12 protein-coding genes are annotated in these 15,773 nt (G+C 70.9%); 5 read left to right on the top strand and 7 right to left on the bottom strand.

The features are described 5' to 3' along the window. Positions 1-68 precede the first annotated feature (68 nt). From AC2DFQ_RS15445 to gndA, 4 genes are all read right to left on the bottom strand, one after another. Complete coding sequence (locus tag AC2DFQ_RS15445; RefSeq protein WP_484508762.1) at positions 69-1,460, bottom strand: sensor histidine kinase; 1,392 nt, start codon at positions 1,458-1,460, stop codon at positions 69-71. A 56-nt stretch (positions 1,461-1,516) separates the two neighbouring features. Beyond that, positions 1,517-2,251: a response regulator transcription factor gene (locus AC2DFQ_RS15440; protein WP_484508763.1), complete on the bottom strand. Its 735-nt coding sequence runs from the start codon at positions 2,249-2,251 to the stop codon at positions 1,517-1,519. Between the two features lie 71 nt (positions 2,252-2,322). Beyond that, positions 2,323-3,321 (bottom strand): NAD-dependent epimerase/dehydratase family protein, encoded by a 999-nt coding sequence (locus AC2DFQ_RS15435; protein ID WP_484534494.1) that lies wholly within the window; start codon positions 3,319-3,321, stop codon positions 2,323-2,325. Positions 3,322-3,378: 57 nt separating this feature from the next. Beyond that, a complete protein-coding gene (gene gndA, locus AC2DFQ_RS15430; protein ID WP_484534493.1) occupies positions 3,379-4,968 on the bottom strand; it encodes an NADP-dependent phosphogluconate dehydrogenase in 1,590 nt (529 codons plus the stop codon). A 115-nt stretch (positions 4,969-5,083) separates the two neighbouring features. On the opposite strand from gndA, the gene AC2DFQ_RS15425 reads away from it, so the two are divergent. After that, a complete protein-coding gene (locus AC2DFQ_RS15425; RefSeq protein WP_484534492.1) occupies positions 5,084-6,562 on the top strand; it encodes a gluconokinase in 1,479 nt (492 codons plus the stop codon). 19 nt (positions 6,563-6,581) lie between these two features. Here the strand turns inward: AC2DFQ_RS15425 and AC2DFQ_RS15420 are convergent, their stop codons facing one another. Continuing rightward, positions 6,582-6,704 (bottom strand): hypothetical protein, encoded by a 123-nt coding sequence (locus tag AC2DFQ_RS15420; RefSeq protein ID WP_484508767.1) that lies wholly within the window; start codon positions 6,702-6,704, stop codon positions 6,582-6,584. 207 nt (positions 6,705-6,911) lie between these two features. Here AC2DFQ_RS15420 and AC2DFQ_RS15415 point away from each other — a divergent pair, with 207 nt between their 5' ends. Then, positions 6,912-7,538 carry a 50S ribosomal protein L25/general stress protein Ctc gene (locus tag AC2DFQ_RS15415; protein ID WP_484508768.1) on the top strand — a complete coding sequence of 209 codons (627 nt, stop codon included), beginning with the start codon at positions 6,912-6,914 and terminating at the stop codon, positions 7,536-7,538. Between the two features lie 42 nt (positions 7,539-7,580). Next, the gene (gene pth, locus AC2DFQ_RS15410; RefSeq protein ID WP_484508769.1) at positions 7,581-8,162 is read left to right on the top strand and encodes an aminoacyl-tRNA hydrolase; all 582 of its coding nucleotides are present in this window, start codon (positions 7,581-7,583) and stop codon (positions 8,160-8,162) included. A 22-nt stretch (positions 8,163-8,184) separates the two neighbouring features. Here pth and AC2DFQ_RS15405 read toward each other — a convergent pair whose 3' ends face one another. Next, entirely contained in the window at positions 8,185-8,733 is a 549-nt protein-coding gene (locus AC2DFQ_RS15405) for a hypothetical protein (protein ID WP_484508770.1), read from the bottom strand. A 104-nt stretch (positions 8,734-8,837) separates the two neighbouring features. On the opposite strand from AC2DFQ_RS15405, the gene mfd reads away from it, so the two are divergent. Together mfd and AC2DFQ_RS15395 are read left to right on the top strand one after the other, a co-directional pair. Continuing rightward, complete coding sequence (gene mfd, locus AC2DFQ_RS15400) at positions 8,838-12,437, top strand: transcription-repair coupling factor (RefSeq protein WP_484534491.1); 3,600 nt, start codon at positions 8,838-8,840, stop codon at positions 12,435-12,437. Positions 12,438-12,477: 40 nt separating this feature from the next. Next, positions 12,478-13,077, top strand: coding sequence for a gamma carbonic anhydrase family protein (locus AC2DFQ_RS15395; RefSeq protein WP_484534490.1), 600 nt, complete (start codon positions 12,478-12,480; stop codon positions 13,075-13,077). A 12-nt stretch (positions 13,078-13,089) separates the two neighbouring features. Here AC2DFQ_RS15395 and AC2DFQ_RS15390 read toward each other — a convergent pair whose 3' ends face one another. Next, positions 13,090-15,759, bottom strand: a complete 2,670-nt coding sequence (locus AC2DFQ_RS15390; RefSeq protein WP_484534489.1) for a phosphoenolpyruvate carboxylase — start codon at positions 15,757-15,759, stop codon at positions 13,090-13,092. Positions 15,760-15,773: the final 14 nt, after the last annotated feature.

The following is a 15,773-nucleotide window of genomic DNA, read 5'->3' as shown; positions in this document are numbered from 1 at the left end:
CTCGCCAGAAAACGTCCCTGTTTCGCGCATGTCACGACGTTTGTCGGCGAGTCGACGGCGGGGGAGGGCTATGCGGGGTCGGCGGGCTTCGCGGGCAGGCGCACCTCGAACGTGGTGTCGCCGGGAGTGCTCTCGGCGCGAATCGTGCCGTGGTGGGCCTCGACGATGGCCCGGGCGATCGACAGGCCCAGCCCCGTGCCACCGGTCTTCCGCGTGCGCGAGACGTCACCGCGTGCGAACCGTTCGAACAGCCGATCGGCGATGGCGGGGTCGATCCCGGGGCCGTCGTCGTGTACGCGCAGCACCGCTTCCTCGCCGTCACGGCGCACCGACACGGTGACGACGGTGCCGGCGGGCGTGTGGGTGCGGGCGTTGGCGAGCAGGTTCGCGATGACCTGCTGCAGGCGCGCCGCGTCTCCGGCCAGGATCACCGGCTCATCGCCGACATCCAGCACCCACTGGTGGTCGGGACCGGCCGGGCGCGCGTCACCCACGGCCTCCACCGCCAGACGCGTGAGGTCCACCTCGCCGTACACCAGCTCCTGACCCTCATCCAGTCTCGCCAGCAGCAGCAGGTCCTCCACGAGGGCGGTCATGCGCAGCGACTGCGCCTGGATGCGCTCCAAAGCCGCGTGGGTGTTCTCGCTCAGGGTCGCATCGCGCAGCGACAATTCGGAGTAGCCGCGGATGGAGGTCAACGGCGTCCGCAGCTCGTGGCTGGCGTCGGCGACGAAGCGGCGCATGAGCTCCTCGTTGTGCTGCCGGGCCGTGAGCGAGGCGTCGACGTGGTCGAGCAGCGTGTTCAGCGCCGCTCCCACCTGCCCGATCTCGGTGTTCTCGTCCGTTTGATCGGCGGGGACGCGCTCGGTGATCGACACGTCCCCGGAGTCCATGCGCACCTTCGCCACGCGCGCGGCGGTGTCGGCGACGGAGCGGAGGGGGCCCAGGCCGATGCGGATCACGATCGCGATGATCGAGGACAGCAGCAGCAGGCCACCGGTGGTCACGAGCGCCACCGTGATCAGGATCTGCGAGATCGTGCCGGTGATCTCCGACAGCGGGAGCCCGAGGACCGCGATCGCCTGCTGTCCGGGAAAGGCCACGCTGGTCACCCGATAGTCGCCGAGCTCGGGGATGTCCACCGTGCGCGAGGCGGCAGTGCGGACCGAGTCGACGATCTTCTCGATCTCGTCGCCGTCCAGCGCCCGCACCGTGACGCCGTCGACGTAGGCGCCGGTCGTGCCCCCGCCGGGTGTCTGGGTGACCAGCATCGTGCCGTCCTGGAACCGGCCGTTCGCGAGCAGATCCGTGGCCGTGCTCTGCGGATTGACCCGCACGTTGGCCGCGGCTTCGCGCACCTGCGTATCGAGGTTCTCCTGAAGAACCTGCCCGAGGATCGCACCGGTGGACAGCGCGACGATCGCGAGGATGACCGCCACCATCCCGATGATCGCCGTCATCAGGCGCGCCTGGAGGCTCCAGGAACGGCGGGGTGGGGGGAGGCGGCGCGGGAGGGTCACTGCGGCGCTTTGATCATGTAGCCGACGCCGCGGATGGTGTGGATGAGCGGTTCGCGGCCGGCGTCGATCTTCTTGCGCAGGTAGGAGATGTAGAGCTCGACGACGCTGGAGCGTCCGCCGAAGTCGTAGTTCCACACCCGGTCGAGGATCTGCGCCTTCGAGACGACTCTCCGTTGGTTGCGCATGAGATACCGGAGGAGTTCGAACTCCGTCGCCGTCAGATCGATCTCCTCGTCGCCGCGGAACACCTCATGGCTGTCTTCGTTGAGCGACAGGTCGCCCACCCGCAGGATGGGCTCCACGTCTCCGGAGGTCGCCGTCCCCGCGCGGCGCATCAGGCTGCGCAGGCGCGCGACGACCTCCTCGAGGCTGAAGGGCTTGGTGACGTAGTCGTCGCCACCGGCGGTGAGACCGGCGACGCGGTCGGCCACCGCGTCCTTCGCGGTGAGGAAGAGGACGGGCACGTCATTGCCGGAGTGGCGGAGGCGCTGGAGGACGGCCATGCCGTCGAGGTCGGGCATCATGATGTCCAGCACCATGGCGTCGGGGGCGAAATCGCGTGCGGCCTGGAGCGCCTGGAGGCCCGAGGAGGCTGTGCGCACGTCCCACCCCTCCATGCGCAGGGCCATCGACAGCAGGTCGGTGAGCATCTGCTCGTCGTCGACCACGAGGACGCGCAGAGCAGTTCCGTCGGGACGGGTGAGCGCAGGCGAAGGTGCGGTCGTGTTCATGCCACCATTGTGCGCGAGCACCTATCAGGGTTCTATGGAGTGCGCTATGTGCGGGCTGTGAGCGGCGCGGCTCAGCCGGCCGCATCCGCGTGGGCGATCATGCGGTCGAAGAGCGCGTCGCGGGCCTGATCGACCCGCTGCCGTGCGGGATCGGCGTCGTACCAGGCCAGGATGCGGCGAGCACCCTCGTCGAACGTGACGGTCGTTCCGAACTCCGGCGCCAGAGCCCGCACCTTGGCGGTGTCGAACACCATCGAGTGCGCCTTGTCTCCCACAAGCCCCGGACCGAGGTCCGGATCCCACGCCGCGATCGTCTCGCTGGCGACGTGCACCAGGCGCGGCTCCGGGACGCCCGCGGCCTGGGCGACCCACCTGTAGATCTGGTCCCACGTGGGGGCGTGGCTGCCGGTGATGGTGAACGCCTCGCCCAGCGCGGCAGGGTTGGCGAGGAGGCCCGTGAAGGCCACGGCGAAGTCGTCGCTGTGGGTCAGGGTCCACTGGCTGGTGCCGTCGCCGTGCACGACGACGGGCTTGCCCGCCCGCAGGCGGGCGACGTCCGTCCACCCGCCCATCGTGGGCAGCAGCGTCTCGTCGTACGTGTGCGAGGGGCGCACGATGGTCACCGGCAGGCCGCGCTCGCGGTACGCCGCCACCAGCAGGTCCTCGCACGCGATCTTGTCGCGCGAGTACTGCCAGAAAGGGTTGCGCAGCGGCGTGGACTCGGTCACCGGAACCCGCGACGGCGGCTTCTGGTACGCCGAGGCGGAGCTGATGAAGACGTACTGCCCTGCCCTCTCTCCGGCGGCGGCGGCCAGAGCCGTCTCCACGTGAGCGGGGACGAAGGAGACGAAATCGGCGACGACGTCGAACTCCTCTCCGCCCAGCGCCTGGGCGACCGCGTCGCCGTCGCGGACGTCGGCGATCAGCTCGCGGACGTCGCTCGGCAGCGCGCGGGCGCTCCGGCCGCGGTTGAGCACCGTGACGTCGTGGCCGGCCGCCACGGCCGAGCGCACGCAGGCCGTGCTGATGACCCCGGAACCACCGAGGAAGAGGATGCGTCGTGAAGTCACAACCCCGACCCTACGCCGGGGACCCCCGCGTGTGGCGGCCGGCGACGAGGCGTCGGATCAGTGGGTGTCTTCGGCCTCGATCTCGGTGCGGTCGCCCGACCACAGGGTGTGGAAGGTGCCCGCCTTGTCGATGCGCTTGTAGGTGTGGGCGCCGAAGAAGTCGCGCTGCCCCTGGATGAGGGCCGCCGGGAGGCGCTCGGCGCGGAGGCCGTCGTAGTAGGCGAGGGACGAGGAGAACGCCGGAGCGGGGATGCCGGCACGGGCGGAGGTGGCCACGACCTCGCGCCAGGCGGACTGTGCCCGCGTGAGGGCGTCGACGAAGTACGGCGCGGTCAGCAGCACCGGAAGGTCGGGCGTCGCGGCGTAGGCCTCGGTGATGCGGTTGAGGAACTGAGCGCGGATGATGCATCCGCCGCGCCAGATCGCGGCGATCCGGCCGAGGTCGATGGTCCAGCCGTATTCGGCCGCTCCGGCGCGGATCTCATCGAACCCCTGGGAGTACGCGACGATCTTGGACGCGTACAGGGCGAGGCGGATCTTCTCGATGAACCCGTCCGGGTCCTCGACCTCCAGCGCGTCGGTCGGACCCGGGAGGTCGCCTGACACTTCCCGCTGCTCCGGGTGACTGGACAACGAGCGGGCGAAGGTCGCCTCGGCGATCCCGGAGACGGGCACCCCGAGGCTCAGGGCCGTCTGCACCGTCCAGGCGCCGGTGCCCTTGGCGCCGGCCTGATCGACGATGACATCGATGAGAGGCCGACCCGTCTCCGCGTCGGTCTGGCGGAGGACCTCCGCGGTGATCTCGATCAGGTACGACTCCAGCTCCCCGCGGTTCCACTCGGCGAACACGTCGGCGATCTCGGCGGGGCTCTTGCCTGTTCCGCGGCGGATGAGGTCGTACGCCTCGGCGATCAGCTGCATGTCCGCGTACTCGATGCCGTTGTGCACCATCTTCACGAAATGCCCGGCGCCGTCGTGGCCGACGTGGGTCACGCACGCTTCGCCCTCGGCGACCGCGGCGATGGAGCGGAGGATCGGGCCGAGCGTGGTCCAGGACTCATCCGATCCGCCCGGCATGAGGGACGGACCGTTCAGCGCGCCCTCCTCACCGCCGGAGACGCCCATCCCCACGAAGTTGATGCCCGTCTCGCGCACCGCCTTCTCGCGGCGGATGGTGTCGGTGAACAGCGCGTTGCCGCCGTCGACGATGATGTCGCCGGGCTCGAACACGCGCACGAGCTCTTCGATCACCGCATCCGTCGCGCCGCCGGCTTTGACCATGATCACTGCCGTGCGCGGTCGCTGCAGGGACGCGGCGAACTCCTGGTACGAGAAGGCCGAGACGAATCCGGCCTCGGGGTGGGCGGAGACGAGCTCGTCGGTCTTGGAGCGGGAACGGTTCAGCACCGCGACGGTGTTCCCCTCGCGGCTGGCGAGGTTGCGGGCGAGGTTGGATCCCATCACCGCGAGGCCGACGACACCGATGTTGGCCGGGCCCCCGGCGACGTCGGGGGCGTGGGTACCGGCCTCGGCGGTGGGGCGGGGGACGTCTTCCGGGGCAGGCGCGCCCTCGTGCTTCCTCGCCGCCTCGGAGGGTGCCTGATCCTGGTCGGGGGACAGGTTCGTCTGGGAATCGGTTGCGGACACGCGGGCTCCTGATCGTTCGAGGCGGAGGGGGGCGCCCGCATCGGGGGGACGCCGGTCGGATCGGATTCAGCCTATCGCCGCGGGTGGGCCACGGCGCCGGCGACCGCGTCGCCGGATGCCGCCACGACCCGACGACTGGAAAGATGTCGGTAACGAACGGAGCACGATGATCATCCTCGCGCTGGAGGCCAGCACGACGTCGGCGAAGGCGCTGCTCTTCGACACCGCGCTCGGCACGACCGCGGTCCGTGGTCGCCGATTGGATGTGCCCGGCCCGGATGCGGCGGTACGCGACGCGGAGGCCATCTTCTCCCAGCTCGTCGCGCTCGGCCGGGAGCTGGCCGCAGGGATGGCGGTCGACCTCATCGTGCTGAGCGGCACATGGCACGGTCTGACTCTGCGACGTCCGGATCTCAGCGCGGTCACCGCGGTGATGGAGTGGCCCTACACCGGCGCCCAAGACCTGTGCGCGCGGTTGCGTGCGGACGCGGGCTTCACCCGGTGGTTCTACGAGCGCACCGGCTGCCTCGTGAACGCCTCCTACCCGGCGTTCAAGCTCATGCACCTGCGCGAGGAGGGCGTGCTCCCCGTCGGGCTTGTGGCCATGGACCAGCCGACCTTCACCTTCGCGCGGCTGACGGACGAGGTATGGATGAGTGCATCGCAGGCTTCGGGCACGGGCCTGCTCAACGCCCACACCGCCGATTGGGACGCCGAGGTGATCTCGCGGCTGGGGCTCCGCGGCGTCGTCCTTCCGGCGCTGCGCTCCGCCTACGACACCGCACCGCTGACGCACGAGGGTGCCTCGCTTCTCGGCCTGACCGCCGGCGTCCCGGTCCTCGTCCCCGAGCCCGACGGAGGTCTCAACCAGGTCGGGGAGCGTGCGACAGGCGACGGGGAGATGACGTTCTCGATGGGCACCAGCGGCGCGCTCCGGTTCGCCACGCAGCATCCGTCGTTCTCGCGCACGATGAGCACCTGGTCCTACCGATCGCCGCTCGGGCCGCTCAGCGGGGCGGCGACGTCGGGGTGCGGGAACTGTGTCGACTGGGCGAAGGAGCGCTTCTTCGGTGCGGCGACCGATTATGCGGCGATCGAACCGCACCTGGAAGCGGATGCCCGGGACCTGCCCGTCTTCCTGCCCTTCCTGTTCGGAGAGCGGAGCCCCGGGTGGCAGGACCAGCGACGCGGCGGCCTTGTCGAACTCCAGCCGCACCACAGCCGCGTCGACATCTACCAGGGCGTGCTCGAAGGCATCGTGTACTCCCTGTTCCACTGCTTCACCGAATTGACGGCGCTCAACGGCAGCCCGCGGCGCATCATCCTCTCCGGGGGAGTCCTGGCATCGCCGTTTTGGACTCAGCTGACCGTCGACATCTTCGGGATGCCGATGGAAGCGTCGTCCCGGCAGCACAGCTCGCTTATCGGAGCGGTGCGGATGGGCCTGCGGGCGAGCGGTCAACCCGATCGGCACCCCGCTCTCGACGGCGAGCCGGTGCGCATGGTGAGACCCCGTGAGCAGCTACGCGCGCACTACGACGAGGGCTTCCAGCGCTACCTCGAGCACTACGCCCGCACGACGCCCGGCCCCTGACGGCGTCCCGGTGACGACGTCAGTCCTGGCGGTAGCCGCCCCGGCCGAGCGACCAGAACGCGCCCACGGTGCCGATCAGGCCGAGCGCGGTGATGCCGCCCACGATCCACAGCATGAGGTGGGAGAAGAATTCAGCGGGCATGGATCCTCCGGGTGTCGGCTGCGTCTTCATGGTAGCGGTGCCGCTGGTAGACTCGGGACAGATACTTCGGCGAGGGATGCGTCAGCCCAGGGCGGTGCGTCCGTGATCGACGCGGTGAAGCAGGCCCACGGCTTTCCTCACGCGTCGCGTTCGAGTCGAAAACCAGACCCCCACACCGGGCCCGTGGGCCCGCAAGGAGAACTCATCATGTCGGAAGACAACAAGGTCAGCGCCGAGCTGCGCGAGAACTTCGGCAAGGGCCACGCCCGTCGCCTTCGCGCCTCGGGCAAGATTCCCGCCGTCCTGTACGGCCACGGGACCGATCCGCTGCACCTGGCCCTCCCCGGTCACCAGGTGTCGCTGCTCATCCGCCGCGCCAACGCGCTGCTGGATCTCGAGGTCGCGGGCGGCACCCACGAGTTCGCGCTCGTCAAGGATGTGCAGAAGGACCCGGTTCACCAGATCATCGAGCACATGGACCTGCTCGTGGTCAAGAAGGGCGAGAAGGTCTCCGTCGACGTCCCCGTGATCGTCGTCGGTGAGCCCGCCCCCGGCACCCTGGCCAACCTGGACGCCAACACCATCTTGATCGAGGCCGACGCCACGCAGCTGCCCGAGTCGATCGAGGTCGACGTCGAGGGCCTCGAGGACGGGACGCACATCACCGCCGCCGACCTGAAGCTGCCGGCCGGCTCGGTGCTCATCGCCGACCCGGAGACGCTCATCGTCGCCGTCTCGGTTCCGACCGACACGCTCGCGGCCGAGGACGAGATCGCGGAGGCCGACGCCGCCGTGGCCGAGGAGCAGTCCGAGGAGTCCGCCGAGTCCGAGTGACCGGTGGCTCTTCCGTATTCGTGAGGGGCGCCCAGGTCCGCGATGGCTGAGACATGGCTGGTCGTGGGCCTGGGCAATCCCGGCCCGCGCTACGAGGCGACCCGGCACAACGTCGGGCAGATGGTGGTCGATGAGCTCGCCCGCCGCCGCGCGGAGAGATTCGCCGCGCATCGGGCGAACGCGCGGGTGGCGGAGACGTGGCTGCAGCCGGGCGGCGCGAAGCTCGTGCTCGCCAAGCCGAACAGCTTCATGAACGTCTCGGGCGGCCCCGTGGCCAACCTGGCCAAGTACTACGGCGTGGACGCCGGACGGATCATCGTCGTCCACGACGAGCTCGACATCCCGTTCGACACGATCAAGCTCAAGACCGGCGGCGGTCACGGCGGACATAACGGTGTCCGCGACGTGGCCAAGGCGCTCGGGACGCCCGACTTCCCGCGCGTTCGCGTGGGAATCGGGCGTCCGTCAGGTCGTCAGGACCCCGCCGACTGGGTGCTCGACCCGTTCGGCGCGCAGGAGCGTGCGACCCTGCCCAATCTCATCGCCGATGCCGCGGATGCGGTGGAGACCACCGTGGGCGAGGGGCTCCTCGCCGCACAGCAGCGCTTCCACGCACCCCGCTGACGTACTCGATCCGACCCGCGGGTCAGGACATGTACGGGGCCACGCCGGCGGCGCCGCCGATCGCCGAGAATGTGGCGACCGCGCCGACGCCGAGCAGGGCGATGACGATCGCCGCGATACCCCACGCGCGACCACGGTCCTTCACGGCCGCCACGATGCCCTGGATGAACCCCCACAGCGCGAGAATGCCCCACACTGCGAACGCAGCGAAGATCAGAGCGGCGCTGGCGACAGCCATCTGCTGGCCCTCCGGCGGCAGGTTGTTGCCGTCCACGTTCACCGAACCGCTGTCGGTCACCTCGGCGAACTGCGCGAGGCCGCCGAGCTGCATGCCGCCGATGAAGGCGAGGATGGACCCGATGACGGCGCCGGCGAGGGCCGCCGCGAAGGCGATGATGCCCAGTCCCGAGGGTCCTTTGGTCTTGGTCTGGGGCTCCGCCTCGCCGGCGGGCGGCGCGTAGCTCGCGGCGGGGTAGGCGGACGGGGAATCGGTCGGCGCGGGGTAGGCGGGGGGAGGGGTGGGCTGGCCCTGCGGTTCGGGCGGGTTCGTGCTCGGCGGATTCGTGCTCATGGCCACTTCCTTCGTTCTTGATCGCGGTCGCGGTCAGTCTAGGTGCGCCCCCTACCCCGACACACCGCCGCGCCGGTGTCGGCACCGAGCCGTAGACTTTCCAAGTGACAATTCCCGGGATCGTGCGCGCCCTCGAGCAGGCCGACTCGTTCCGGGACGCGGCATCCGCGTCAGTGGCCGACGCCGAGTTCTCCCTCGTGGACGGCCTGGACGTCCCCGTCCTGGCCGCGCTCCTCGAACGCCGCCGTGCCGCGGGACACCCGGGCGTGGTCCTGGTGGTCGCCCCCACGGGGCGTCGCGCCGAGTCGCTGGGTCCGGCGCTGTCGGCCGTGCTCCCCGGTGCGGAGGTGCTGCACTTCCCCGCGTGGGAGACCCTCCCGCACGAGCGGCTGAGCCCGAGCGCCGAGACGGTCGGCCGTCGCATCGACGTGCTGCGGCGGATCGCCGCGTGGGACGGCGCCGCCCCGCTCGTGGTGACCGCCTCCGTGCGCAGCGCGCTGCAACCGCTGATGGCGGGACTCGGCGACGTGGCCGCGATCGAGCTGTCCGTCGGCGGCCGCGGGCAGGGCCTCGACTCCGTCTCGGCCCGTCTCGTGGAGCTGGCCTACCACCGGGTCGACATGGTGTCGCGCCGGGGGGAATTCGCCGTGCGCGGCGGCATCCTCGACGTCTTCGCGCCCAACGCCGACCACCCCGTCCGGGTGGACTTCTTCGGCGACGAGGTCGATGAGATCCGTGCCTTCTCCGTCGCCGACCAGCGCTCGCTTCCCGGCGCCGTGCCAAGCGTCTCGCTGATTCCGAGCCGCGAGCTGCTGCTGACGCCGGACGTGCGTGCGCGGGCCGGTGCGCTGCGTGACGAGTATCCCGGGCTCCGCTCCATGCTCGAGCGGATGTCCGAGGGCATCCCGACCGACGGCATGGAATCGCTCATGCCGATCCTCGTGGATCGCCTCGTGCCCCTGGTCGACTTCCTGCCCGAGCACTCCGCGGTCGCCCTGGTGGATCCTGAACGCTCCGTCGCCCGCGCCCGGACGCTCGGGGAGACCAACCGCGAGTTCCTGGAGGCGGCGTGGTCGGCGGCGACGGCGGGCGCGCGTACCCCGATCGACCTGGACGCGGGAGACTTCCTGACCCTCGCGGAGCTGCGGGAGGCCGCCGCGGCACGCGGCGGGGTGTGGTGGAGCCTGTCGGCGTTCGACTCCGGTGCCGCCGACGCATCCGCCGAGGGCCTCGACGTGGATGACGCGGCGATCCGTATCCGCGGAGAGGCCGTGCCCTCGTTCCAGGGGAACGTCGACGGCGCGACCGCCCACATCGGCACGCTGCTGTCCGAGGGCTGGAGCGTCGTGGTGGTGGCCTCCGGCGCCGGCCTCGTGGATCGCGCGCGCGATGTGCTCGCCGAGCGCGGGATCGCCGCCCGCCGCGTGGACGATGTGCTCCACGTTCCCGAACCGGGCGTCGCCCACCTCGTGGTCGCCCCGCTGGAGCGCGGCTTCCAGCTCCCCGAGGCGCGCTTCGCCGTGCTCACCGAGAGCGAGTTCTACGGGCGGACGATCGGCAGCGATGCGCGCGTGGTGAAGAAGCTCGCCTCGCGGCGGCGGAACGTCGTGGACCCGCTGCAGCTGAAGCCCGGGGATTTCGTCGTGCACGCCACGCACGGCATCGGCCGTTTCGTCGAGCTGTCGCAGCGCGAGGTGTCCAGCGGGGGGCGCAACCCCGTGAAGACCACGCGCGAGTACGTCGTGCTGGAGTACGCGCCGTCCAAACGGGGATACCCCGGTGACAAGCTCTTCGTGCCCACCGACCAGCTCGACCTGCTCTCGAAGTACGTCGGCGGGGAGGCGCCGACCCTGTCGAAGATGGGCGGAAGCGACTGGGCCGCGGCCAAAGGCCGCGCGCGCAAGGCCGTGCGCGACATCGCGGTGGAGTTGGTGAAGCTCTACTCGGCGCGGATGGCCTCGAGAGGGCACGCGTTCGGACCCGACACCCCGTGGCAGCGCGAACTCGAGGAGGCCTTCCCCTTCGCCGAGACGCCCGATCAACTGCAGACGATCGACGAGATCAAAGCCGACATGGAGAAGCCGATCCCCATGGACCGGCTCCTCTCCGGCGACGTCGGCTTCGGCAAGACCGAGGTCGCCGTGCGCGCGGCGTTCAAGGCCATTCAGGACGGCAAGCAGGTCGCGATGCTCGTCCCCACCACCCTCCTCGTCAAGCAGCACACCGAGACGTTCACCGAGCGCTTCGCGGGGTTCCCGGTGAAGGTGCGGGCGCTCTCGCGCTTCCAGAGCGACAAGGACGCCCGCCAGATCCTCGCGGGCCTCACCGACGGCACGATCGACATGGTCATCGGCACGCACCGCATCCTCACCGAGAAGGTGATCTTCAAAGACCTGGGTCTCCTCATCATCGACGAGGAGCAGCGTTTCGGCGTCGAGCACAAGGATGCGCTGAAAAAGCTCAAGACCAACGTCGACATCCTCTCGATGAGTGCGACCCCGATCCCGCGCACGCTCGAGATGGCGGTCACCGGCATCCGGGAGATGTCGACGCTGCAGACCCCGCCGGAGGACCGGCATCCGATCCTGTCGTACGTCGGCCCGCGCAACGACAAGCAGATCGCCGCCGCCATCCGGCGCGAACTGCTGCGCGAGGGTCAGGTGTTCTTCGTCCACAACCGCGTCCAGTCCATCCAGCGGGTCGCCGCCGAGCTCGCCGAGCTCGTGCCGGAGGCGCGCATCGCCGTCGCGCACGGGCAGATGGGCGAGCACGCCCTCGAGGAGGTCGTCGACGCGTTCTGGGAGCGCCGTTCCGACGTCCTGGTCTGCACGACGATCGTCGAGACCGGGCTGGACATCTCCAACGCCAACACGATCATCATCGACCGGGCCGACAAGTACGGTCTGTCCCAGCTCCACCAGCTCCGAGGCCGCGTGGGGCGTGCCCGCGAACGCGCCTACGCCTACTTCCTCTACGACGAGCAGAAGCCCCTGTCGGAGACCGCGGCCGACCGCCTCGAGACCATCGCCGTCAACAACGACCTCGGCAGCGGCATGCAGGTGGCGCTGAAAGACCTCGAGCTCCGCGGAGCGGGCAACCTGCTCGGCGCCGAGCAGGCCGGGCACATCGCAGGGGTCGGGTTCGACCTGTACCTGCGCATGATCGGCGAGGCCGTCGCGACGTTCCGCGGAGAGGAGACCGAGGGTCCGACCGAGCTGCGCCTGGAGCTCCCCGTGGATGCGCGCCTGCCGGAGACCTACATCGACAGTGAGCGGTTGCGCCTGGAGGCGTACCAGAAGCTCTCGGCCGCCGCGTCCGCCACCGCCAAGGACGACGCCATCGACGCGGTCGTGGACGAACTGCGCGACCGCTACGGCGAGCCCCCCCGCGAGGTGGAGGGTCTCATCGCCGTCGCGCGCCTGCGCCGCCGCGCCGCGCGCGCGGGCCTCGCCGACGTCGTGGCCATGGGCCCCAACCTGCGGCTCGCGCCGGCGAACCTGCCGGATTCCCTGCGCGTGCGCCTGCAGCGACTGCATCCCAAGGCCAAGATCGTCGCCGGGGGAGAGGCGCTGGTGGTTCCGCTGCCGCCCGCCGACACCGACGGGGGGCTCATCGGGTGGGTCGCCCAGCTCCTCGACCAGCTCTTCCCCGAGGAGACGCGCCCCGCCCCGGCCGCGGAGCCGGCCACGTCCACAGCATCCTGAACCGGACGGGCGCTACGCTGGCACCGATCGAGGAGGGCCAGTGGAGTTCGAGCACCTCGGGGCGCGGCCCCGCGTCCACCCCGACGCCGTGATCGCCCCCACGGCCGTCCTGAGCGGCGATGTCACGATCGGCGCCGACTGCCAGGTGCTGCACGGCGCCGTCATCACCGCGGAGGGCGGCCCGGTGGTACTGGGGACGAGCGTGATCGTGATGGAGAACGCGCTCATCCGGGCCAGCGCCGCGGGCGCGGCGCGCATCGGCGACCACACCCTCGTGGGTCCCATGGCCAGCATCTCGGGGGCGACGATCGGCGACGAGGTGTTCCTGGCCACCGGCACGCGGGTCTTCAACGGGGCGCGCATCGGCGAGCGCAGCGAAGTGCGCATCAATGCCGTCGTGCACCTGCGTTCGGTGCTCCCCGCACGCAGCGTCGTGCCGATCGGCTGGGTGGCGGTGGGCGACCCCGTGCTGATCCTGCCGCCCGACAAGCACGGCGAGATCTGGGGTGCCCAGAAGGAGCTCGACTTCCCCGGCTACGTCTTCGGCGTCGACCGGGACACCCCCGACCTCATGGTGCAGCTCACCGAGCGGTACGGGCGCAGCCTCGCCCGTCACCAGAGGGACGTGCGGCTCGACTGACCGGCGGTCGGCTCAGCCGGTGTTCTGCAGCCCCGCGGCGACACCGCTGACCGACAGCAGCAGCAGTCGCTCCTGCTCCGGGTCTCGCTCCGCATCGGCCGGGGCCTCCCGCAGCGACCGCAGGGCACGCAGCTGCAGGAGCGACAGGGCGTCGACGTAGGGGCTCCGCATCTTGACGGCGCGCTGCAGGGTGGGCTTCGTCTCCAGCAGCTCGTCGCCCCCGGTGACCCGGATCACCCACGAGCGGGTCAGGTGCATCTCCGCCATGACGAGCTCTGCCAGATCGTCGCGATCGCCGAGGTCCAGGTAGCGCTGCGCGATGCGCACGTCCGCCTTCGCGAGGCTCATGGCCACGTTGTCCACGAGCGTGCGCAACAGCGGCCACTCGCGATAGGCCTCGCGCAGGCGCTCCTCGTCGCCGACCGCCTCCAGGGCCGAGCCCAGACCGAACCAGCCGGCGAGGTTGATGCGGGCCTGCGTCCACGCGAACACCCACGGGATGGCGCGGAGGTCTTCCAGCGACTCCACCGACAGGCCGCGGCGGGCCGGGCGCGATCCGAGGGCCAGGTGCCCGATCTCCTCCATGGGCGTCACGGTCGCGAACCACGGCGCGAAGCCCGGCGCCTTGACGAGGGCGAAGAAGCGCTCCCGGGATGCGGCGTCCATCGTGGCGGCGACGTCGGCGTAGCGCTCGGCGGCCTCGCGGTTGCGGGCCTCGTTCGACGGCGCCGAGGCCATCAGCACCGCGGCGGCCACCTGGTCGATGTGCCGCATCGCGATGGCCGGGTCGCCGTACCGGGCGAAGATGACCTCGCCCTGCTCGGTGAGCTTGAACCGCCCGTCCACCGAATGCGGAGGCTGGGCGAGGATGGCGGAGTTCGCCGGGCCTCCGCCGCGCCCGAGCGCGCCGCCGCGCCCGTGGAACAGCGTGAGCTCGATTCCCGTGCGCTGCGCCCACTCCGCGATCTCGGACTGCGCGTCGTACAGCGCGAGGTTGGCCGCGACCGGGCCGACGTCCTTCGACGAGTCGGAATACCCGAGCATCACCTCCAGGCGCCGGCCCGTGGCATCCAGGCGTGCGGCGAACTCGGGGTGCTCGACGATCTCGGCGAGGATGCCGGGCGCGGCCCGGAGGTCGGCGAAGGTCTCGAACAGCGGGATCACATCGAGCACGGGCGGCGTGCCGCCCTCACCCACGGCATATCGGGCCAGGCGATGCACCGCGGCGAGATCGTCGGCCGAGCGCGTGAACGAGATGATGTAGCGGCCGGCCGCGCGGGGGCCGAAGCGCTCCTGGATGTACGCGATCGCGCGGAAGACGTCGAGCACCTCCTCGGCCTGCTCGCTCCGCTCACCGGCGTCGAGCTCGGCGAGCACGCTCGCGTGCACCGCGGAGTGCTGCCGGACCTCGAGCTCGGCGAGGTGGAAGCCGAACGTCTCCACCTGCCACACCAGCTGCTGCAGGTGGCCGTACGCCTGCCGGACCGCGCCGGCTGCCACCAGGGAGTCCTGCACGATGCGGAGGTCGGCCAGCAGGTGCTCGGGATCCCGGTAGGCCAGGTCGGCGTCGCGCGTGCGCGTCGCGGCGATCTTGCGGGCCAGCATCAACAGGATGCGGCGGTGCGGTTCGTCGGGGGAGCGCTTCGCGATCTGCTCCGCGGCATCCTCGTCGGCGGCCCGCAGCCGCTGCCACAGCGTCACGAGGGCGTCGCTGGGCGGGGTGGATGCCGCATCCAGGGTGAGCCCCCGGCCCACCCGCAGGGCGGTGCGCTCGAGCCCGAGCAGAATGTGCTCACTCGCGATCGCTGCCGCCTTGCGCGTCACCGACGCCGTGACGAACGGATTGCCGTCCCGGTCGCCACCCACCCACGACCCCAGGCGTACGAAGGGGCGCACCTGGGGGGCGCGGGCGCCGGCCGCGTCGCCCTGGAGGACGTCGTCCACTCGGCGGTACACGTGGGGGACGGCGGTGTACAGCGTCTCGTCGAAGACGGCCATGACCGCGCGCACCTCGTCCGTCGGGGAGGGTTTCTCCGAGCGGAGGGGCGCCGTCCGCCACAGCACGTCGATCTCCTCGATCATGCGTCGCTCGGCCCGGCGGCGCGCCGGCCCCTCGTGGGCGGCGCCGTCGTAGCCGCCGAGCAGTTCGGAGAGCCGGCGGATGCTGCTGGACACCGCCCGGCGCCGCGCCTCGGTCGGGTGCGCGGTGAAGACGGGGTGGAACCGGAGTGCGCGCAACCGGTCGCGCGCGGCATCCTCTCCCACTTCCTCGGACAGCTGCGCGTAGGCGGCGGCGATGGAGTCGGCATCCCCGGGGGAACCGGTGCGTCCGTCGCGTTCGCGGAGAACCCGCACCCGCTGATGCTCCTCGGCGAGGTTCACGAGGTGGAAGTAGCACGTGAAGGCACGCGCCACTTCGTCGGCGCGCTGCACGGTGAAGCCGTCGGCGATGCGCGCGGCACGCGCGAAGGCTTCGGGCGTCTCGTCCGTGTAGGCCTCGATCGTCGCCGTCCGCAGCCGCTCCACGTCCCCGAACAGCCCGGGGGAGCCGCTCTCGCGCAGCACGCGTCCGAGGAGCGACCCGAGGAGGCGCACGTCGGCCCGCATCTCCTCGGGCAGCTCCTGGCCGGCCTCGAATCGGCCGACGAGGTCGACGGGCTCGGTCTGGGTCACGTCACGCATCCCTCAAAACTATC

The organism is Microbacterium sp. Z11_20 (genome assembly GCF_057197605.1).
The sequence above is the reverse complement of the archived record's forward strand: the minus strand, read 5'-3'. Positions and strand labels throughout refer to the sequence as shown.